The 20,230-nt window shown below is 68.8% G+C and carries 17 protein-coding genes; 8 read left to right on the top strand and 9 right to left on the bottom strand.

Features of this window, described 5'->3' with window-relative positions; all coding sequences use genetic code 11:
• The first annotated feature begins 4 nt into the window (after positions 1-4).
• Positions 5-1,381, top strand: coding sequence for a PPE family protein, SVP subgroup (locus ACZYY4_RS06180; RefSeq protein WP_463808702.1), 1,377 nt, complete (start codon positions 5-7; stop codon positions 1,379-1,381).
• A gap of 18 nt (positions 1,382-1,399) precedes the next feature.
• On the opposite strand, the gene ACZYY4_RS06175 is transcribed toward ACZYY4_RS06180, so the two are convergent.
• The gene (locus ACZYY4_RS06175) at positions 1,400-2,176 is read right to left on the bottom strand and encodes an SOS response-associated peptidase (RefSeq protein ID WP_463808701.1); all 777 of its coding nucleotides are present in this window, start codon (positions 2,174-2,176) and stop codon (positions 1,400-1,402) included.
• Between the two features lie 16 nt (positions 2,177-2,192).
• Positions 2,193-2,927: a class I SAM-dependent methyltransferase gene (locus ACZYY4_RS06170; RefSeq protein WP_463808699.1), complete on the bottom strand. Its 735-nt coding sequence runs from the start codon at positions 2,925-2,927 to the stop codon at positions 2,193-2,195.
• Between the two features lie 90 nt (positions 2,928-3,017).
• Between ACZYY4_RS06170 and ACZYY4_RS06165 the strand changes: the two genes are divergently transcribed.
• The 4 genes from ACZYY4_RS06165 to ACZYY4_RS06150 all read left to right on the top strand — a co-directional run bounded on the left by ACZYY4_RS06165 (position 3,018) and on the right by ACZYY4_RS06150 (position 7,102).
• Complete coding sequence (locus ACZYY4_RS06165) at positions 3,018-4,076, top strand: LLM class flavin-dependent oxidoreductase (protein WP_463808698.1); 1,059 nt, start codon at positions 3,018-3,020, stop codon at positions 4,074-4,076.
• A 207-nt stretch (positions 4,077-4,283) separates the two neighbouring features.
• Positions 4,284-4,583, top strand: a complete 300-nt coding sequence (locus ACZYY4_RS06160) for a PE family protein (protein ID WP_463808696.1) — start codon at positions 4,284-4,286, stop codon at positions 4,581-4,583.
• Positions 4,584-4,592: 9 nt separating this feature from the next.
• Positions 4,593-5,801: a PPE family protein gene (locus tag ACZYY4_RS06155; RefSeq protein WP_463808695.1), complete on the top strand. Its 1,209-nt coding sequence runs from the start codon at positions 4,593-4,595 to the stop codon at positions 5,799-5,801.
• Positions 5,802-5,815: 14 nt separating this feature from the next.
• Positions 5,816-7,102: a PPE family protein gene (locus ACZYY4_RS06150; RefSeq protein ID WP_463808694.1), complete on the top strand. Its 1,287-nt coding sequence runs from the start codon at positions 5,816-5,818 to the stop codon at positions 7,100-7,102.
• Positions 7,103-7,168: 66 nt separating this feature from the next.
• Here the strand turns inward: ACZYY4_RS06150 and ACZYY4_RS06145 are convergent, their stop codons facing one another.
• The gene (locus ACZYY4_RS06145; RefSeq protein WP_463808692.1) at positions 7,169-8,752 is read right to left on the bottom strand and encodes a serine/threonine-protein kinase; all 1,584 of its coding nucleotides are present in this window, start codon (positions 8,750-8,752) and stop codon (positions 7,169-7,171) included.
• A 231-nt stretch (positions 8,753-8,983) separates the two neighbouring features.
• Between ACZYY4_RS06145 and aroA the strand changes: the two genes are divergently transcribed.
• Positions 8,984-10,276 carry a 3-phosphoshikimate 1-carboxyvinyltransferase gene (gene aroA, locus ACZYY4_RS06140; protein WP_463808691.1) on the top strand — a complete coding sequence of 431 codons (1,293 nt, stop codon included), beginning with the start codon at positions 8,984-8,986 and terminating at the stop codon, positions 10,274-10,276.
• Positions 10,273-11,253 (top strand): ribosome small subunit-dependent GTPase A, encoded by a 981-nt coding sequence (rsgA, locus tag ACZYY4_RS06135; protein WP_463808690.1) that lies wholly within the window; start codon positions 10,273-10,275, stop codon positions 11,251-11,253. The genes aroA and rsgA overlap by 4 nt, the downstream gene beginning before the upstream one ends.
• A 19-nt stretch (positions 11,254-11,272) precedes the next feature.
• Here the strand turns inward: rsgA and ACZYY4_RS06130 are convergent, their stop codons facing one another.
• The 5 genes from ACZYY4_RS06130 to ACZYY4_RS06110 all read right to left on the bottom strand — a co-directional run bounded on the left by ACZYY4_RS06130 (position 11,273) and on the right by ACZYY4_RS06110 (position 16,570).
• Positions 11,273-12,532, bottom strand: a complete 1,260-nt coding sequence (locus tag ACZYY4_RS06130) for a fatty acid desaturase family protein (protein ID WP_463808688.1) — start codon at positions 12,530-12,532, stop codon at positions 11,273-11,275.
• A gap of 82 nt (positions 12,533-12,614) precedes the next feature.
• Positions 12,615-13,760 (bottom strand): ferredoxin reductase, encoded by a 1,146-nt coding sequence (locus tag ACZYY4_RS06125; RefSeq protein ID WP_463808686.1) that lies wholly within the window; start codon positions 13,758-13,760, stop codon positions 12,615-12,617.
• A 70-nt stretch (positions 13,761-13,830) separates the two neighbouring features.
• Positions 13,831-14,349 carry a DUF6912 family protein gene (locus ACZYY4_RS06120; RefSeq protein WP_463808684.1) on the bottom strand — a complete coding sequence of 173 codons (519 nt, stop codon included), beginning with the start codon at positions 14,347-14,349 and terminating at the stop codon, positions 13,831-13,833.
• A gap of 11 nt (positions 14,350-14,360) precedes the next feature.
• Complete coding sequence (ppk2, locus tag ACZYY4_RS06115; protein WP_463808683.1) at positions 14,361-15,179, bottom strand: polyphosphate kinase 2; 819 nt, start codon at positions 15,177-15,179, stop codon at positions 14,361-14,363.
• Complete coding sequence (locus tag ACZYY4_RS06110) at positions 15,176-16,570, bottom strand: WS/DGAT/MGAT family O-acyltransferase (protein WP_463808681.1); 1,395 nt, start codon at positions 16,568-16,570, stop codon at positions 15,176-15,178. Before ACZYY4_RS06110 ends, ppk2 begins: the two co-directional genes overlap by 4 nt.
• A 228-nt stretch (positions 16,571-16,798) precedes the next feature.
• Between ACZYY4_RS06110 and ACZYY4_RS06105 the strand changes: the two genes are divergently transcribed.
• Positions 16,799-17,332, top strand: coding sequence for an Rv3235 family protein (locus ACZYY4_RS06105; protein WP_463808679.1), 534 nt, complete (start codon positions 16,799-16,801; stop codon positions 17,330-17,332).
• Between the two features lie 23 nt (positions 17,333-17,355).
• Here ACZYY4_RS06105 and secA read toward each other — a convergent pair whose 3' ends face one another.
• A complete protein-coding gene (gene secA, locus ACZYY4_RS06100; protein WP_463808677.1) occupies positions 17,356-20,139 on the bottom strand; it encodes a preprotein translocase subunit SecA in 2,784 nt (927 codons plus the stop codon).
• Between the last annotated feature and the right edge of the window lie 91 nt (positions 20,140-20,230).

Genomic DNA, 20,230 nt, shown 5'->3' with positions numbered 1-20,230 from the left:
ACCTATGGATTTTGCGTTTTTACCGCCGGAGATCAACTCGGGCCGGATGTATGCCGGCGCGGGCGCGAGCCCGCTGCTGGCCGCCGCGTCGTCCTGGGATGCGCTGGGCGCCGAACTGAACACCGCGGGCCTCGCCTACGAATCGGTGCTGACCGAGCTGTCCTCCGGCTGGGCCGGGCCCAGCGCCGCCGCCATGGCCGCGGCCGCCGCGCCGTATGCCCAGTGGATGCGCACCGCCGCGGTGCAGGCCGAAGAGACCGCCATCCAGGCCAGGGCCGCCACCGCCGCGTATGAGAGCGCGTTCGCCATGACCGTGCCGCCGCCGGTCATCGCCGCGAACCGCAGCCTGCTGATGTCCCTGGTCGCGACCAATTTTCTGGGTCAGAACGCCCCGGCGATCGCCGCCGCCGAAGCCCATTACGCGCAGATGTGGGCTCAGGACGCCACCGCCATGTACGGCTACGCCGTCAGTGCCGCCGCCGCCACCAGACTGGTCCCGTTCACCCAACCGCCGCGCACCACCAACGCCGCCGGATCAGCCGCCCAGGCCGCCGGAATCGGTAAAGCCGTGGGGCAGGCCACCGGGTTCAGTAAAGCCGTGGGTCAGGCCACCGGGTTCAGTAAAGCCGTGGGGCAGGCCGCCGCCATCGCCGCTGAAGGACAAGGCGAGGGGCTGCTCGCCGGGTTCACCCAGGCGCTGCCAGGCAGTACCTTCCCGACCGCCGCCGGTTCGTCGACGGGCTTGTCGGCGTTGGCCGGTGTCATCGGACCGCTCACCACCGCCTTGGCTGCGGGCGGCGCTCCCGCCGTCGAGCTCTCCAACGCCGGCCTGGAACTCGTCGTCGACTCGGTGGGCACGTTCGGCATCGACGCGCTCGGCACGTTTCTGATCGATCCGCTCGGCGTCTTCGGGGTGGTCGAGGAATTGGCCCGGGCCGCGATGGCCGGCGCGCTGCCGTTCGCCAGCATGGCCTCGGCGAGCTCGATCAGCGGCTTGTCGGTGCCGCTGGCCTGGGCATCGGCGGTGCCATCGGTGATCGGGCAGGTCGGGGTCTCGCTGGCCTCGGCCGGTAGCTCCGCCGCCCCGGCCGTCGCCGCCGGTGAGACAGTGGTCCCCGCGGTGGGAATGGCCGCGGCGGGCCTGGCCGGCCGGGCCAGCGCGGGTGCCACCCGCGGGCAACGCGTCCCCACCGCCGGCAGCATCACCTCGCGGCCACCCGAAAAGCGGCCGAACGACCTGCCGGAGCTGACGCCGGAGTCGGCGTTCGGCCTGCTGATGGGTGCCGATGTCGAACTGCGCGAGCTGGCCGAGTTGCGCAACGCCGGGATCCTCACCGACGAGGAATACGCCGCGGAGAAGCGAGCCCTGGTCGGGCGTTAGCCCAGCCACTGGAGCAGCTTAGAGCAGCGTCGCCTGTTCGGGCTGCGGCGCGGCTGCCGCGATCAGCTCCGGTCCGTTGTTGCGCACGCTGTTGACCAGCGTCGAAACCTCACGCAGCACGACCGCGGGCGCCGCCGGGGGGTGGGCCAGCAGCTCGGTGTCGACCGGAGAATCCGGGTCCAGCCAAGCGTCCCAACTGTTTTCGGGAAGCAGCAGCGGCATCCGATCGTGAATGCCGGCGAGTTCTCCGACCGCCGCGGTGGTGATGATCGTGACGCTCAACAACGGGTCACGCCGTTGGTCGGGACGCCAGACCGACCACAGGCCCGCCGCAAACAGCATCGCGCCGTCGCCGTGGATGTAGAAAGGTGTCTTGCGTGCCCGGTGTCCGGTCTGAGTCCCGTCGAGTTCCGCTGGTGCGGCACGCCATTCGTAGAAGCCGTCCATCGGCACCAGGCAGCGCCGGCGTTCGGCTGCCGCGCGGTAAGCCGGCGAGGTGGTGAGCTTGTCGGCGCGGGCGTTGATCAGCAGCGGGCCCCCGCTCACCGGCGCGCCGTCGGGGCCGGCTTTCGTCCATGCCGGCACCAGCCCCCAGCGCATCAGCCGGACCCGGCGGGTCGGCGCCCCAGAGTCGGGGCCGGAGCCGGTACGCCGGCTGACCACGGTCGCGACGGGATCGGTCGGTGCCACGTTGTAGTTCGGGCCCGGATCAGCGTCCGGCGGGACCTCGTTGATCGCGTCGATCCGCTCGGCCAGCAGCGCCGGGTCGGTGGTTACCGCGAAACGCCCGCACATGCCTCCATGGTGACAGCTAATCCAGCCGGGTGGCGGTCACGGCCCAGAACGGCATGTGGATCACGTTGTCTTCGAGCAGCGGTTGCAGGTACGCGAACCGTTCGGCCAGTGCTCGGACACCGGCCAGCAGGTCTTCGCGGCCGAGCGCCTCCATCACCGTGATCATCTCGGTGAACGAATTGGGATCGAAGGTGCCCTGATAGGTGGTGGGCCCGATGTGGTCGATCCGCCACCCGGCCTCGGCGAGCAACGGCCCGAAACGTTCGGGCGAGAGGCCGTCCAGTTGCCAGCCGTTGACGTTGTGGCGACCGGCCTCGAACATGAACAGCCGTGCCTGCGGTTTGGTGGCCCGGTGCAGGCTGCGCGCATAACGCAGCTGGGTTTCCTCGTCGTCCTGGAACACGTGGTAGAACGCGCTGTCGACGACGGTGTCGAAACGACCGTCGAACCCGGCGAGATCGACCGCGTCGGCCACCTGGAAGTCGACTGTCACCCCGGCCGCCGCAGCGTTGCGTCGCGCCAGCGCGATCGCGGCCGGGGAATGGTCGACTGCGGTCGTCGAATAGCCTTGGGCCGCATAGTGGATCGCGTGGTGGCCCGGGCCGGTGCCGGGATCGAGTACCTCACCCCGCAGCGCGCCGTAGGCCACCAGCTGCTGCACCGCCGGCTGGGGACGGCCGATGTCCCAGGGTTCTGGAGGCCCGGAGGGCCCAGAAGGCACAGCACCGGCGAACTCGGCATCGCTGCTCATCAGCCCCACTGTGCGCGACGGAAGTTAACGAAACCAGAACGTGCGGTTACGAACGGCGGTAGCCGGCCCGGCAATGGCAAGATCGCCGCTGTGCGCTTCTCAATCCTCGACCTCGCGCCGGTACGCACCGACCAGTCCAGTCCGGACGCGCTGGCGGCGACGATGCGGCTCGCAAAGCTGGCGGACGGACTCGACTACACCCGGTACTGGGTCGCCGAGCACCACAACGTCCCCTCGGTCGCAGCGACCAGCCCGGCGGTGCTGATCGCGATGCTCGCGGCCGCGACGTCCCGTATGCGGGTCGGCTCGGGCGGGGTGATGCTGCCCAATCACGCGCCGCTGGCGGTGGCCGAGCAGTTCGCGCTGCTGGAGGCCGCCTACCCGGGCCGCATCGACCTGGGCATCGGACGGGCACCTGGCGCCGATCCGGTGACGTCGATGGTGCTGCGCGGCGGCCGCGGCGATCGCGACGACCACGCCGTGGACGATTTCCCCGACCATCTCGATGACGTGATCGCCCTGCTGGGCGCCGCGGGAGTGTCGGTACAGCTGCCCGACCGCAGCTATGTTCTGCGGTCGACGCCGCACGCGCTGACGAAGCCGCGGGTCTTTCTGTTGGGGTCATCGGTGCAGTCGGCCCGAGTCGCCGCGGCCAAAGGGCTGCCCTATGTGTTCGGGCATCACCTGTTCGGCGAACAGACCGCCGAGGCGCTGGCGCTCTACCGGTCGGAATTCGTGCCGAGCGAGCTCACCGGTGAGCCGATCACTTTTCTGACCGTCAACACCGTGGTCGCCGAAACCCGCGCGGAGGCAACCGCTTTGATACTGCCCCACCTGCATTTGCAGGCACGGACGGCGACCGGGCAACCACCGGGCCGCTTGGATCTTGTCGACGACGCCGCCCAGGCGCGACTCACCCCGGATCAGAGCCGTATCGCGCAGGTCGAGCTCGAACGCGCGGTGCTGGGGTCACCGGCCGAGGCGGTCGCGCAGTTGCGGGAGTTGGCCGGGCGGTTCGGGGTCGATGAAGTGATGCTCAACCCGGTCGCCTCGGCGCGGCGGGGCACCGACCCGGCCACGGCGCCGGGACGCGAATCCACGGTGTCATTGTTGGCCGAGGCGCTGGGGGCGAAGGTGAACTGCCGGTAACGGCCGCCTGGACAGAAAGTGCTTATGGGTAAATGGATCGGGTCCGGTTCCGAACGGCCGATGAACAACTGCTGACAGTCTCCGAAAAGGCCCCTTCGTGGGTGTGTCGGGGCGTTCAGATCACCTAGCGTCGGGTCTGTACCCAACCGGGTAGCGCGATCCGAATTTCGACGATCGCAGACCACGAAGGACTGGACGAGGAGCGTTATGTCGTTCGTAACGACGCAACCCGAAGCCCTACTGGCCGCAGTCGCCAACCTGCGAACCATCGGTTCAGCGATGACCGCCCACAGTGCGGCGGCAGCGGCACCCACCACCGGGGTGATTCCGGCCGCCGCCGACGAGGTCTCCGCGTTGACCGCGGCGCAGTTCGCCGCACACGCCCAGGCCTACCAGATGGTCAGCGCCCAGGCCGCGGCCGTCCACGAGATGTTCGTGAACGCGCTGAGCAACGGAGCCGGCGCGTACGCCGCCACCGAGGCGGCCAACGCCGCCGCGGCCGGTTAGGTCGCGGCAATGGACTACTTGAGCTCACCTCCCGAGGTGACATCCACCAAGATCTATTCCGGGCCCGGCTCCGAACCGATGACGGTGGCGTCGTCGGCGTGGAGCGCACTGGCCGCCGAGCTGAAATCCGTTGCGGCGTCCTACCGGGCGGTCATCAGCCAGCTGACGAGTGAGGAATGGCTGGGGCCGGCGTCGGCGACGATGGCGACCGCGGCCGCGCCCTATGTGAACTGGATGGAACTCACCGCCGCGCAAGCCGAGCAGGCCGCCGGCCAGGGCCGGGCCGCCGCGGCCGCCTACGAGACGGCACACGCAACGATTGTGCCGCCGATGGCGGTCACGGCCAACCGCCAACAGCTGCAGCAGTTGGTCAACACCAACATCCTCGGGCAGAACACCCCGTCGATCGCGGCCACCGAAGCCGAGCACGGCGAGATGTGGGCGCAGGACACCATGGCGATGTACGGCTACCACGCCCAGTCCAGCGCGGCCACCAAGCTCGGCGACTTCACGCCGCCGCCGAACCCGACCAACCCGGGCGGCGAGGCCGCGACGGGCAACGCCCTCGCACAGGCGGCCGGCAGCGCCACGGCGACCCAGGCCACGAAGGCGTCCGGCACGCTGCAGAGCCTGATGAACTCGATGACCGCACAGCCGGCAGTCGACACACCGACGGGCGCCGACGCCATCCTGGCCGACCCGAACTACCAACTGGGCAGCCAGACGATGAGCCAGCTGATCTCCAGTACCAACCTGCAGGCAAACAACATCTGTGCGGTTTGGCGTGGCCTGAGTGGTGTCACCGGGGTACAGAACCTGCTGAGCAGTGCAGCTAAGGATGCCGCCAAGGCCGCAGGCGGCGCTGCCTCGAGTGCCGCGGGCGCTGCCTCAGGCGCCGCCAACGCGGCATCGGGCGCCGCCGGCTCCATCGGCGGCCTATCGGTGCCACCGGCCTGGATTCCGCCCGCACCACCGATGAGCGCGTTGGGCCCGGTCTCGGGCGGCTCATGGGTGCCGGTCGGTCCCGCCGCGACTGTCCCGTCTGCCGGTGGAATCCTCGGCACGACCCCGATGGCGCCCCCAGCGGGAATGCCCGGAATGGCCGGAATGCCCGGAGTGCCCGCCGCGGGTGCGGCCGGGGCCGGATTCCGCGGGTTCGGCGCTCCGCGCTACGGAACCGCATTGACTGTCATGCCACGCCGTCCGTTCGGCGGATAGCGGCCAGGGGATCAGTGATCGACTACGGGGCACTGCCACCGGAGATCAATTCCGCGCGGATGTACGCGGGAGCCGGATCCGGCCCGATGTTGGCAGCAGGGGGGGCCTGGGATGTACTGGCCCAAGAGTTGAGCCTGACGGCGGCCGCATTGGATATGACCATCGCGGATCTGACCGGCGGCCCGTGGCGGGGGCCCTCGGCCACGGCCATGGCGGCCGCGGCGCTGCCGTTCACCACCTGGTTCAAGGCCACCGCCGCGCAAGCCGAGCTGGCGGCCAGCCAAGCCAAAGCCGCCGCGGCCGCCTTCGAGGCAGCCTTCGCCATGACCGTTCCGCCCCCGGTGGTGCTGGCTAACAGGGTCCAGCTGATGACGCTGGTCGCCACCAACTTCTTCGGCCAGAACGCCGGGGCCATCGCGGCGACCGAAGCCCACTACGCGGCGATGTGGGCGCAGGACGCCACCGCGATGTACACCTATGCGGGCGGGTCCGCCGCGGCGTCGCAGCTGTCGGAGTTCAGTTCGCCGCCGCAGACCACCAATCCCGCCGCCCCCGCCGGGCAGGCCGCCGCAACCACCCAGGCCGTGGGCAACTCCGCAACGTCGCAGGCGTCATCGCAGGCACTGTCCACGACGCAGTCGCTGGCCCAGGCGGGAACCGCGACCGGGGCGCCCACGACGCCGGGCAGCACAGTGGGTGGCGGGACCGCGGGAGGCGGCACAGCGGGAGCCGGCACCGCCGGAGGTGGCACCGCGGGAGGCGGTACCGCTGGGGGCAGTACGGTGCCAGCGGGCATCACCTCTCTGCTGCACCAGTGGACATCAATCAACAAACTTCTCGGAGGCGGACTCGGCGCGACACCGATCGGTGACTCCGCCTCCCAGACCATGATCACCTGGGAACACGCGCCCAAGGCCTACACGGGGATCAGGGACATGCTCGCGAACGCAGCGGAATCGGCCAAGACGCCGGGAACCGCGGGATTCGTGGCGCCGGGCACCGGCGGCGGGATGCCGGCCGCCACGCTGAGCCGCGGCATGCAGATCGGTGGCCTGTCGGTGCCGCAGAGCTGGCCGGTGACCCCGAGTGTGGCCAATCAGGCGGCGACGCTGGTGTCGAGCCGGATGGCCGCGGAAGGTGCGGCGGCCGGAGCGACGCCCCGGGCCGGGCTCGCCGGCATGCCCGGCATGGCGGGTATGGCCGGGGCCGGTGCCGCCGGCGGTGGGGCCAACGGCTTCCGGTTTGTGCCGCGCTACGGCTACCGCCACAAGATGATGACCCGCCCGCCCAGCGCCGGGTAGTCGCCCACCACCGACCGCCGGCCGCCGGCCGCCGATCAGCGATCAGCGGCCCGTGCGAAACCGATATCAGGCCGGTTTGGCCGGTTTGGCCGCGTCGGCGCCGCCGACGACCTCCGCCGGTGCGTCACCGAAGCGGCTCGCCACCACCGGAACCCATACCTGAGCGCCGCGCTGGTCGCACTCGTTGGTGTCGACAGTCGCGACCATCGCGCCGTGCAGAACGCCCGGAATGGTCGGCTCCAGCGACAGCACCTGGGTGGTGGTCTGTTTGCCCAGCCGCCCATCGGCACCCACACATGCCGCCTCCACCTGCTGCGGCCGGGACCGCCAGGTCTCGTTGTCGTACTCGAGGACCATTTCGGTGCCACCGTCCGGCATTACCGCCGCTTTGCGGTGGTCCTTCTGGTCGAGCATCCTCGCGGTCGCGGTGCACACGTTGTTGTCGCACGACGACCGGACAGCCCACCAGGTACTGACATTGGGCGGGTGCGGATTGGGCACCCCGTTGTACTTCTCCCCCGCCCGGTTGGCGTCGACACGGAAGGTCCCGTCGAACGGGGGCGCCTTGACCGGTGGCGTCACGGCTCCGGCCGGCGCCCCACCTGCAGCGGCGGCCGTCTCCACCGGCTCGTCCTCCAACAGGCGCGGGACGACTGCCGCCACCGATCCCACCAATACCAGTGCCAGCGGCAGGACAACAGCCGGCCGCGCCAGTTTCGCCAGCCGGCTCGGCGGGGGCGGGGGGAACACCGATCGGGGCACACCCCGAACAACGGTGTGGGCCGCGTCGGACGCCTCATCGCCAGCCGGGTCGTCGATCCGCTCAGCCAGCGCCGCGACGAAATCCGAACAGGTCCGGAACCTCTCGGCGGGGTCCTTGGCCAGTGCCGCAGACAGCACATCGTCGAACTGTTCGAGCTCCGGACGCTGTGCACTGAGCAGTGGGGGCGGGGTGTTCAGATGATGACTGATGACGGTCACCGGGTTGTCATGCTGGAACGGCGGCCTACCGGTGAGCATATGGAAGGTGGTGGCGGCCAGCGCGTATTGGTCGGCGTATTCGAGCCCCTCAGAACCCATCAATTGTTCCGGCGCGGCATAGGCGATGGTGCCGATCGCCAGATTGCTCGCAGTCAACCCGCTGGGGCCGCTCAGTTGCCGGGCGATGCCGAAGTCGGCCAGCACAGCGTTCAGCTCGCCACCTTGCGACTCGGTCACCAGGATGTTGCTGGGTTTGACGTCGCGGTGCACCACGCCTTGCCTGTGGGCGTAGTCGAGTGCATCGGCGATGCTCTCCACGATCGGGACTGCGGCCTCAACCGGCATGCCGGCCGGAAACCTGCGGGTGATCAGCTCGGCGAGCGTCTCGCCGTCGATGTACTCCATGGCGATCCACAGCCGGCCGCGATACTCGCCACGATCGTGCACGCGCACGATGTTCGGGTGATCGAGCACCGCAGCGGCTTCGGCTTCTCGCCGGAAGCGCTCTTCATACTCATCGTCGGCGCTCAACGACCGGCGAAGAACCTTCAGCGCATCGCGGCGCGGCAGCCGTGGATGCGCAGCCAGGTACACCTTGCCCATCCCACCGGCCCCCAACAGTTTGAGGACGGTGTACTCAGCAAAAATCGAGCCCGCTGCCAGAGCCATACGCCGATCGTAACGACCCCGGGTGAACGGTCGGGTGATGTAAAGCGGCCAACCGGCAAAGAACACCACAAAGCGCCGGGTTGAAGCGGCGGTCGCAGCTTCGCCTCTCCTCCGTCGAGCCTCGCTGAACCACCGGGTTGAAGCGGCGGTCCCAGCTTCACCTCTCCTCCGTCGAGCCTCGCTGAACCACCGAATACCCGCGCCGGAGCCAAACGCTGGCAGGATGAACCTGTGACGACTTGGCCGGCACCGACCACCACCACCCCTGTCGACGCAACGGTCACCGTGCCCGGGTCGAAGTCCCAGACCAACCGGGCGCTGGTCCTGGCGGCGCTGGCGGCGGCACGCGGCGCCGGGGTCTCCACCCTCTCCGGCGCATTGCGCAGTCGCGACACCGACCTGATGCTCGACGCGCTGCGCGCCCTGGGGCTGCGGGTGGAGGCGGTGGCCCATCAGGTGACGGTCAGCGGTGAGATCGACCCCGAGCCGGATACCCGGTTGAACTGCGGCCTGGCCGGCACCGTGTTGCGGTTCGTGCCGCCGCTGGCCGCGTTGGGCACCGCCAGCGTGATATTCGACGGCGACGAGCAGGCCCGGACCCGGCCCATCGCGCCACTGCTGGATGCGATGCGCGGCCTGGGCATCGCCGTCGACGGTGACGCCCTGCCGTTCGCGATCAAGGGCGCCGGGTCCGTCGCCGGCGGCAGCGTGGAGATCGATGCATCGGGATCCTCCCAGTTCGTCTCCGGCCTGTTGCTGGCCGCAGCCGCGTTCGACGACGGCCTGACCGTGGTGCACACCGGCGCCTCCCTACCGTCGGCGCCGCACATCGCGATGACGGTGACGATGCTGCGCCAAGCCGGCATCGACGTCGACAACGCCACCGTCAACCGCTGGCGGGTTCGGCCGGCGACGCCGGCGGCCCGGCACTGGGAGATCGAGCCGGACCTGTCCAACGCCACCCCCTTCCTGGCGGCCGCCGTGGTCACCGGCGGCGAGGTGCGCGTCCCCGACTGGCCTACCGTCGGCGTTCAACCGGCCGGCACCATCACCGACATCATCGGCAGAACGGGTGCGGTGATGCACCACACCGACTCGCAACTACACCTACGAGGGCCGGGAAGCTACGGGGGATTCGACGTCGACCTGCGAGCCGTCGGCGAGCTCACCCCGACGGTGGCCGCGCTGGCGGCGCTGGCGGCACCGGGATCGGTGTCGCGGCTCAGCGGTATCGCCCACCTACGTGGGCACGAGACCGACCGGTTGGCGGCGCTGACCACCGAGATCAACCGACTGGGCGGCGACAGCGTCGAGACCGCCGACGGCCTGGTGATCACCGCGACACCGCTGCACGGCGGAACCTGGCACTCCTATGCCGATCACCGGATGGCCACCGCCGGCGCGATCATCGGGCTGCGGGTCGCCGACGTCGAGGTAGAGGACATCGAGACCACCGCCAAGACGCTGCCTGCGTTCCCCCGGATGTGGGCGGAGATGCTGGCCGATTCGGGTTCGGGCGTTTGAAGCCGGGCGACTACGACGAGTCCGACGTCAAGGTCCGTTCCGGCCGCGGCTCCCGACCGCGCACCAAGATCCGTCCCGAACATGCCGACGCACAGTCGGCCATGGTGGTCAGCGTCGACCGCGGGCGTTGGGGTTGCGTCCTGGACGGTGAGCCGGATTGCCAGGTCACCGCGATGCGCGCCCGCGAGCTGGGCCGCACCCCGATCGTCGTCGGCGATCACGTCGACGTCGTCGGCGACCTTTCCGGCCGACCCGACACCCTGGCCCGCATCGTCCGGCGGGGGCCCCGGCGAACGGTGTTGCGGCGCACCGCTGATGACACCGATCCGACCGAGCGGGTGGTGGTAGCCAACGCTGACCAGCTGCTGATCGTGGTGGCCCTGGCCGACCCGCCGCCGCGCACCGGTCTGGTCGAGCGGACTCTGATCGCCGCCTACGCCGGCGGCCTGACGCCGATTCTGTGTCTGACCAAGACGGATCTGGCCGATCCGGAACCGTTCGCCGGCCAGTTCGCCGACCTGGATCTCACGGTGGTCACCGCGGGTCGAGACGACCCGCTCGAGGCGGTCGCCGAGCTGTTGGTCAACCGAATCACCGTGCTGCTGGGCCACTCCGGGGTCGGCAAATCGACCCTGGTGAACCGCCTGGTCCCCCAAGCCGACCGCGCCGTCGGCCGGGTCACCGACATCGGCCGGGGGCGACACACCTCCACCCAGTCGGTGGCGCTGCGGCTGGTCGGATCCGGCTGGGTGATCGACACCCCGGGCATCCGATCCTTCGGCCTGGCCCACATCGCACCCGATGACGTGCTGATGGCGTTCTCCGACCTCGCCGAGGCGATCACCGAATGTCCGCGCGGCTGTGGACATCTGGGGCCCCCGGCCGATCCCGGATGCGCCCTTGACACCCTCACCGGGCCGGCCGCACGGCGAGTCGCTGCCGCGCGACAGCTGTTGTCGACGCTCCGAGAGGGTTAGCGGCCGCCAGACGGCCCGTTCAGGCGGCCAGGTCGGTCCGCTTGTCGCGGCGCCAGCCCCGCACGGTCGAGATCGCGGTCTTGAGCCCGCGACGCCGTCCGGTCACCGGGTCGGTACCGGTCGATCCCGGCGCCAGCTCGGCGAACATCTTCTCGCTGCGGGTCTCCGGGGCGTCGTCGGCGGTGTCGCGCAGGAATCGGTCCGGCAGCGACAGTTTGGCGATGGTGCGCCAAGTCTTGCCGTATTGCACCAGGAAGGGTCCGGAAGTGTAAGGCAGGTCGTAGCGCTCGCAGACCTGGCGCACCCGCACCGCGATCTCGGGATAGCGGTTGCTCGGAAGGTCCGGATACAGGTGATGTTCGATCTGATGCGACAGGCTGCCGCTCATGAACCGCATCGGCTGCCGGGCGTCGATGTTGGCACTGCCCAACAATTGCCGCAGATACCACTGGCCCCGCGACTCACCGATCATGTCGGTTTTGCTGAATTTCTCCGCGCCGTCCGGGAAGTGACCACAGAAGATGATCGCGTTGGACCACACGTTGCGGATCACGTTGGCGATCGCGTTGGCCTTGAGCGTCGAGGCGAACGTCGCGCCGGGCGACAGCGCAGTCAAGGCCGGGAAAGCGACGTAATCCTTGAACACCTGCCGGCCGGCCTTGTCGGCGAACTCCCGAAGCCGATCAACGTAGGCCTGACGGTCGCCACGAGGCGTGAATATCTTGCCGATATCCAAGTGCTGCAATGCGATTCCCCACTCGAACCCGATCGCCAACATGACGTTGTAGAACACGTTGAACACGTTGGAGCGTTTCCAGGGCTGATCCCGGGTGACCCGCAGCAGGCCATAGCCCACATCGTCGTCCATCCCGAGGATGTTGGTGTACTTGTGGTGCTGGAAGTTGTGGGTGAAGCGCCAGTGCTTGGACGCCCCGGACATGTCCCACTCCCAGCTGGTGGAGTGGATCTCCGGGTCGTTCATCCAGTCCCACTGGCCATGCAGAACGTTGTGGGCGATCTCCATGTTCTCGATGATCTTGGCCAGCGCCAGGGTCGCCGTGCCGGCCCAACGCGCCGGGCGGCGCGAGCTCCCGGCCAGCAGTACCCGGCCGGCCACTTCGAGGGTGCGCTGGGTGGCGATGGTGCGGCGGATGTAGCGGGCGTCGCGCTCTCCGCGGGAGGTCTCCACGTCGCGGCGGATGGTGTCCAGTTCGGCGGCGAGATTCTCTACATCGGCGTCGGTCAGGTGCGCGAACACCTCGACGTCGGTTACCGCCATCAGACCCCTTTTCCGGACGTACTCAATACCTTGACTTACGATATCGTAACCTACGCTCGCGTAAGTTACCAGCGGGTAACCATCAGACCTCCAGTTGGCAAGCACCCGCGGCCGCCGAGACACACGTCTGGATGCGAGTGCCCGGTTCGTGGTCGACACCGGTGCGCAGGTCCCGGACCTGACCGTCCACCAGCTCCACCACGCAGGACTGACAGATCCCCATCCGGCAACCGAACGGCATCTGTACCCCGACGCTCTCACCGGCCTCCAGCAGCGTCGTCGCCGCATCCACGGCGACGCTCTTGCCGCTGGCTGCGAAGGTGACGGTACCGCCACCCTCGGCCACCGCGCTACGCACGACGCCGAACCGCTCGATGTGCAGTTGGTCGGCGATCCCGGCGGCCGCCCAGATGCGCTCGGCATCGCCCAGCAGTGCCGCCGGCCCGCACGCCCAGGTCTGCCGGCCGCGCCAGTCGGGAACCTCGGCGTCCAGGGAATCGGGCCCGGACAGATCCAACCGGCCTTGGCTTCGGGTGGCGCGTACCTCCAGCCGGTAGCCGGGGTGCGCGCGCGCCAAAGCGGCCAACTCGTCGGCGAACAGCATGTCGGTGCGGGTGGGCGCCGAGTGCAGATGCACCACATCGGTGATGCCGTCCCGGCGGGCCAGGGTGCGCAGCATCGACATGACCGGGGTGATTCCGGACCCGGCGGTCAAAAACAGCACTGTGGCCGGCGCCGGGTCGGGCAGCACGAATTCGCCCTGCGGGGCGGCCAGTCGGACCACGGTGCCCGGGGCTACCCCGTCCACCAGGTGGCTGGACAGGAATCCCTCGGGCATCGCCTTGACGGTGATGGCGATGGTGCGCGCTCCGCGCACCGGGATCGAGGTCAGCGAGTAGGACCGCCAGCGCCAGCGTCCGTCGACCAGCAGGCCGATGCCGATGTACTGGCCGGCCTGGTAGTCGAAGTGGAAACCCCAGCCGGGTTTGATGACCAGCGTCGCCGAATCGGCGGTTTCACGCCGCACCTCCTGTACCCGGCCGCGCAGTTCGCGGGCCGACCACAATGGGTTGGCCAGCCGCAGATAGTCGTCCGGCAGCAGCGGTGTGGTGATTTGTGTAACGATGCGGCGCAACGCATTCCAACCCGGATGACGGTCAGCGCCGACTGCGGTCGCCCGCTTGGTGTCGCCGACGTTCGCATTGAACGACGGAATCTTCCTGCTCAACTCAAAAACGTCCCTGCTCGCTACCCGGAGATCGATAAACCGACGGTAGCGCAGCTTTCCCCGGCCGACATCAGAGCAGGTCAAGCAGGAACGGCAGCTCCTGGGTCGCATACCAGGCCAGGTCGTGGTCCTGGGCGTCGCCGACGGTCAGCTCGGCGTCCTCGTCGCCGAGATCGGCGTCGTCGATCGCGGCCACCGCCGCGAGCACCGCCGGTTCGGCGGCCGCGTTGTCCACATAGGCGGCGACCACGTCGCCGATCGCGACCGTCCCGTCCAGCCGCACCACTGCGGCGTCCAGATCGGGGCGAACGCTGACCGGCTCGACCTCGGCGACCAGCACCGCCCTGCGGGTAGGCAATGTCTCGCCCGCTGGACCGGCGGTGCCCGCGGTGTTGGCGCCGAGCAGCCGCAGTGAGGCCAGCGCGGCCTCGCCGAGGGCGACCTCGGCCAGTTCCTCGTCGTCGCCGTGCGCGTAGGACTCCCGCAGTGTCGGCGTCACTGCGAACGCGGTCCCGCTGACCGGCCGCAATGAACCGTCGGCGACCAGCTCGACCAGCATGGCCAGCGTCGCCGGGATGTAAACCCGCATGAGCGAAAACCCTAGCCTGTCGCCTCGCCCAACAGCGTCGCCGCGTAGTCCTCGACGTAACGGTAGTTCCCGCGATCGGGGCGCTGATAGTCACCGGTAACGACAGGCTGCTCCGGCAGGTCCACCTGCGGGCGCTTCACTTCCCGATACGGGATCGTCGACAGCAGGTGCGCCATCATGTTCAACCGCGCGTGTTTCTTGATCTCCGACTCGACTACGTACCAGGGGCTGGTCGCGAGGTCGGTGTGCACCATCATCTCGTCGCGGGCCCGCGAGTAGTCGTCCCAACGGTTCACCGCCTCGAGGTCCATCGGGGATAACTTCCACTGCCGCAGCGGATCGTTGCGCCGCTTGCGGAAACGGCGCAGCTGCTCGGCTTGCGAGACCGAGAACCAGTACTTGCGCAACAGGATTCCGTCGTCGATCAACAGCTGTTCGAAGACCGGTGCCTGGGCCAGGAACAGCGCATGCTCGTCCGGCGTGCAGAATCCCATCACCTTCTCCACGCCGGCGCGGTTGTACCAGGACCGGTCGAAAAGCGTGACCTCGCCGCGAGCCGGCAACGCCGCGACGTAGCGCTGGAAGTACCACTGACCCCGTTCGCGTTCGGTGGGCGCAGGAAGAGCCGCCACGTGCACCACACGCGGGTGAAGGCTTTCGGTGATGCGCTTGATAGCACCGCCTTTGCCGGCCGCGTCACGGCCCTCGAAGATCACCACGACCCGGGCTCCAGTAGTGCGCACCCATTCCTGCAGTTTGACGAATTCGATTTGCAGACGCAGCAATTCGGCCTCGTAAACGTCGTCGGCGATCCGGGGTTCGCCGCTCATGTGGCCGCCTCCAGCAGCTCGGCAAGTGCCTCGTCCAACAGCGCCGAGACCAGCCCGACGTCACTCATCGACTTGCGGTCGGCGTTGACCCCGTAATACAGCGTGCCGTTGTAGGAGGTGACCCCGATGGTGAACGCCTTGTTGGGCAGCAGCGGGGGCACGCTGTAGGTCTCGAGCAGTTTGGCACCGCAGACATAGAGCTGCCGCTGGGCGCCGGGCGCATTGGTGATCAACAGGTTGAACACCCGCCCGGAGAACCCGGCGAAAGCGGTAGCGACCCGAACGCCCATCGCGTGCAGAGTCGGTGGAGCGAACCCCGACACGGTCAGGATGGTGCGGGCATCCACCAGGCCGGTCGACGTGGGATGCGATTCGGTGGCGTAGGCGATCTGCGAGAGGCGGACCACCGGATTCGGTTCTCCGACGGGAAGATCCACCAGGAACGGGGTGACGGCACCGATAGGTTGACCCGCGGTGTCGTATTCGCGGTCCGGGTACACCGACAGCGGCGCCATGGCCCGCACCGTCCGCGTCGAGGAGACCGGCTCGCCACGGGACAGCAGCCAGTTCCGCAGTGCCCCGGTGATGACGGCGAGCACGACGTCGTTGATGGCGCAGTCGTAGCGGACCCGGACCGTGCGATAGTCCTCCAGCGCACCGCGCGCCACCGTGAAGAGGCGGTTCTGCGACACCTGGGTGTTGAGCGGCGTGCGCGGAGCCGTGCCGTGCGCGATCGCCCGGGCGGCGTCGAATGCCTTGCGGCCCACCCAGGTCAGTGGACTGCCGACCGTCGACCCCACCGCCTGCAGCTGGGTCCGCGGCGCAATCACCCAATCCCCGACCGCGCCGACGACCAGTTCGACGGCGCCGGGCTCGTGACGCGGCACCCAGATGTCCTCGTCGAACGGCGGGGGGCGCTGCGTCCGGTCGACCAGGACGTGTCCGATCGCCGGCGCCGCCATTCCATGGACGAGCGCCTGATGCGACTTGATGTAGAGCGCGATCCGGTTGTCCGCCAAGCCTTCGATCAGGTACATCTCCCACAGCGGCCGCAGCCGGTCCAGCGGCTGTTGACCCAGGTGAGCAATCAGCTCGTGCAACTGCCGGTCACTGCCGGGAGACGGCACCGCGAGATGCCGCACGTGATAGGTGATGTCGAACTCGTGGTCGTCTACCCATACCGGGCGGGCCAGGTTCATCGTGACTTCACGGATCTTCTGCCGGTAGCGCGGGGTCTGCGGCAACCGTTGCTCGACGGTGTCGAGCAACTTCTCGTAGCTCAGCCCGCCGCGCGGCTTACGCAGAATGTAGAGCGACTGCACGTACATCGGCGTGGTCGTGTTCTCCAGCCGATAGAAGGCCGCATCCGTCACCGACAGCCGGTTCACCATCGCGGCCCGCCCTCCCTGCTGACTCGTTCCGGCCGCGCGTTGTACTCAACGGGCCCCGGAACCCAGAAATACTGCCGCTCACCGTAGCCCGTCCCTTCCGCGTAGCGCATGGAGATACGGCGGCATGGCGCACGCGAATACGGCCGCGCCATGATTGTGCGATGATCGCCGGACACCTCCTGCCACTCTCCAGCAGGCCATCCGTCGGATCGACCCTGGAGAGCTGCCGTGACCACCGACCCAACCCCGCTCGGGCATTCGACCGTCGCGCCGGTGATCGACTACGAACCACCGGCGCGCGCGGCGGCGCCGTGCCGTCCGGCGCAGTCCCTGACATCGGGACCCGGGGCACGGCCCCGCCGCGCGCATTCACCGGGAGTGCGGCCGGACCGGCCTACGCGGGCCGTGCTGCCGCCGCCGCTACAGTCTGCCGCCGTGTTCGCCGACGCCGCGCTGCGCCGGATCCTGGAAGTCCTGGACCAGCGCCGCCCGGCGACGCACCTGCATCCGCTGCTCGTCGCCGGGATGGCCGAATCGGTGCTATCGGTGCGCCCGGTCGCAACGGCGGACCGGGGCGGGCCGGCGACCCTGCAGCGGGTGCGCGTCCAACCGGCCGGATCCGGCGAGCCGACCACCGCTGTGGAGGCGTTCGGCACCTACCGGCGCGGCCGGCGCACGCACGCGCTGGCCTGCCGCATCGAGCGGGTAGCGGCGACCGGAGACAGCACAGCCTGGCAGATCGTCGCACTGCACATCGGTTGACGGCTTCCAGCCGTTACCGACCCTCAGTTCTTGCGCGGCGTCTTCGCCGATTTGGGTCCGCGGCCTTCACGGCGGGCTGCCTCACGGCGCTCGCGGCGCGAAACGGCTCCCGCCGGCTCCAGGTCGCGATTGCGCCGCACCTGCGCGGAGCCGTCCTCGTCGGGACCGGAGTAGGTCAACCCCGCTGAGCCGTCGGCTCCGCGGGCTCCGTCGGCACCGTTGGCGCCGTCGAGTCCCTTGGCACGCAATCCGAACTGTGCCAATCCCTCCGGGGCATCCATCGGCGCCACCGACTGCGCCGGTGCGGCCTCGACGGCGACGTTGAACAGGAAGCCGACCGACTCCTCCTTGAGCCCCTCGAGCATGCCGGTGAACATGTCGAAGCCCTCCCGCTGGTACTCCACCAGTGGGTCGCGCTGAGCCATCGCCCGCAGACCGATGCCCTCCTTGAGGTAGTCCATCTCGTAGAGGTGCTCGCGCCACTTGCGGTCGATGACGGACAGCAGCACGCCGCGTTCCAGCTCCCGCATGGCACCGGCCCCGGCGGTGCCGTCGACCTCGGCTTCGCGCGCGGCGTAGGCGTTCTCAGCGTCGGCGAGCAGCGCCTCGAGCAGCTCCTCGCGGGTCAGGTCGTCAGCCTCGCCGACGTCGGCGGCGTGCAGCAGTTCGTGGTAGTCGATCCCGACCGGGTACAGCGTCTTCAACGCGGTCCACAGTTGCTCGAGATCCCAGTCCTCGGCGTAGCCCTCGGTGGTCGCGCCGTCGACGTAGGCGGTGACCACGTCGACGAGCATGTCGTGGGCCTGCTCGGCCAGGTTCTCTCCGTCGAGGATCCGCCGGCGCTCGGCATAGATCACCTTGCGCTGCTGGTTCATCACCTCGTCGTATTTGAGGACGTTCTTGCGGATCTCGAAGTTCTGCTGCTCCACCTGGGTCTGAGCGCTCTTGATCGCCCGGTTGACCATCTTGGCTTCGATCGGCACGTCGTCGGGCAGGTTCAGCCGGGTCAGCAGTGACTCCAGCGCGGCGCCGTTGAACCGTCGCATCAGCTCGTCGCCCAGCGACAGGTAGAACCGCGACTCCCCCGGGTCACCCTGGCGGCCGGACCGGCCCCGCAGCTGGTTGTCGATGCGCCGCGACTCGTGCCGCTCGGTGCCCAGCACGTAGAGGCCGCCGGCTTCGATCACTTCCTGGGCCTCGGCGGCCGCCTCCGCCTTGATCGCGGTGAGCGTCTCGTCCCAGGCCGCCTCGTACTCGTCGGGGGTTTCGACCGGGTCCAGGCCCTTGCTGCGCAGCTTCTGGTCGGCCAGGAAGTCCGGGTTGCCGCCGAGCACGATGTCGGTGCCGCGGCCGGCCATGTTGGTCGCCACGGTGATCGCGCCGCGGCGGCCGGCCTCGGCGATGATGTGCGCCTCGCGTTCGTGCTGCTTGGCGTTGAGGACATTGTGCGGGACCCGCCGCTTGGTCAGCTGCTTGGACAGGTACTCCGAGCGCTCCACGCTGGTGGTGCCGATCAGCACCGGCTGACCCTTCTCATAGCGCTCGGCGAGGTCGTCGACGACCGCGAGGAACTTGGCCTCCTCGGTCTTGTAGATCAGGTCGATCTGGTCGGTGCGGGCCATCGGCTTGTTGGTCGGGATGGGCACCACACCCAGTTTGTAGATCTCGTGCAGCTCGGCGGCTTCGGTCTCGGCCGTGCCGGTCATCCCGGCAAGCTTCTCGTAGAGCCGGAAGTAGTTCTGCAGGGTGATGGTGGCCAGCGTCTGGTTCTCGGCCTTGATCTCCACCTGCTCCTTGGCCTCGATGGCCTGGTGCATTCCCTCGTTGTAGCGCCGCCCCACCAGCACCCGGCCGGTGAACTCGTCGACGATGAAGACCTCACCGTTGCGGACGATGTAGTCCTTGTCGCGGTTGAACAGCTCCTTGGCCTTCAGGGCGTTGTTGAGGTAGCTGACCAGCGGAGAGTTGGCGGCTTCGTAGAGGTTGTCGATGCCGAGCTGGTCCTCGACGAACTCCACGCCGACCTCGTGCACGCCGATGGTGCGCTTGCGCAGGTCCACTTCGTAGTGCACGTCCTTCTCCATCAACGGCACGATCCGGGCGAACTCGGAGTACCAGTTGGAGCTGCCGTCGGCGGGCCCGGAGATGATCAGCGGGGTGCGCGCCTCGTCGATCAGGATGGAGTCCACCTCGTCGACGATGGCGAAGTTGTGCGGGCGCTGCACCAGCTGGTCGAGCGAATGCGCCATGTTGTCACGCAGGTAGTCGAAGCCGAACTCGTTGTTGGTGCCGTAGGTGACGTCGGCGTTGTAGGCGACCCGCCGCTCGTCGGGGGTCATCTGGGACAGGATCACCCCGACCTCCAGGCCGAGGAACCGGTGCACGCGACCCATCCACTCGCTGTCGCGCTTGGCCAGGTAGTCGTTGACGGTGACGACATGCACGCCGTTGCCGGAGATCGCGTTGAGGTAGGCCGGCAGCACACAGGTCAGGGTCTTGCCCTCACCGGTCTTCATCTCGGCGACGTTGCCGTAGTGCAGGGCCGCGCCGCCCATCAGCTGCACGTGGAACGGCCGCTGGCTCAGCACTCGCCAAGCCGCCTCGCGGGCCACCGCGAACGTCTCGGGCAGCAAGTCATCGAGGGATTCCCCGTCGGCGTGACGAGAGCGGAACTCGTCGGTCTTGGCCCGCAGCTCGGCGTCGGTGAGCGCTTCGACATCCCCGGACAGGGTGTCGACGTAGTCGGCGACCTTCCTGAGCCGTTTGACCATGCGGCCTTCACCAAAACGCAGCAACTTGGACAGCACGGCTATGTCCCCTACTCAGTCTTCGGCATTACGAGCGTCACCCATGGTAGGTGACAGCGGGGCGAAGGTCGGCTTTGCCGCGGCGCAGCGG

Source organism: Mycobacterium sp. IDUB_21 (assembly GCF_055419425.1).
Note: the sequence above shows the minus strand (reverse complement) of the source record. Positions and strands in the feature narration are given on the sequence as shown.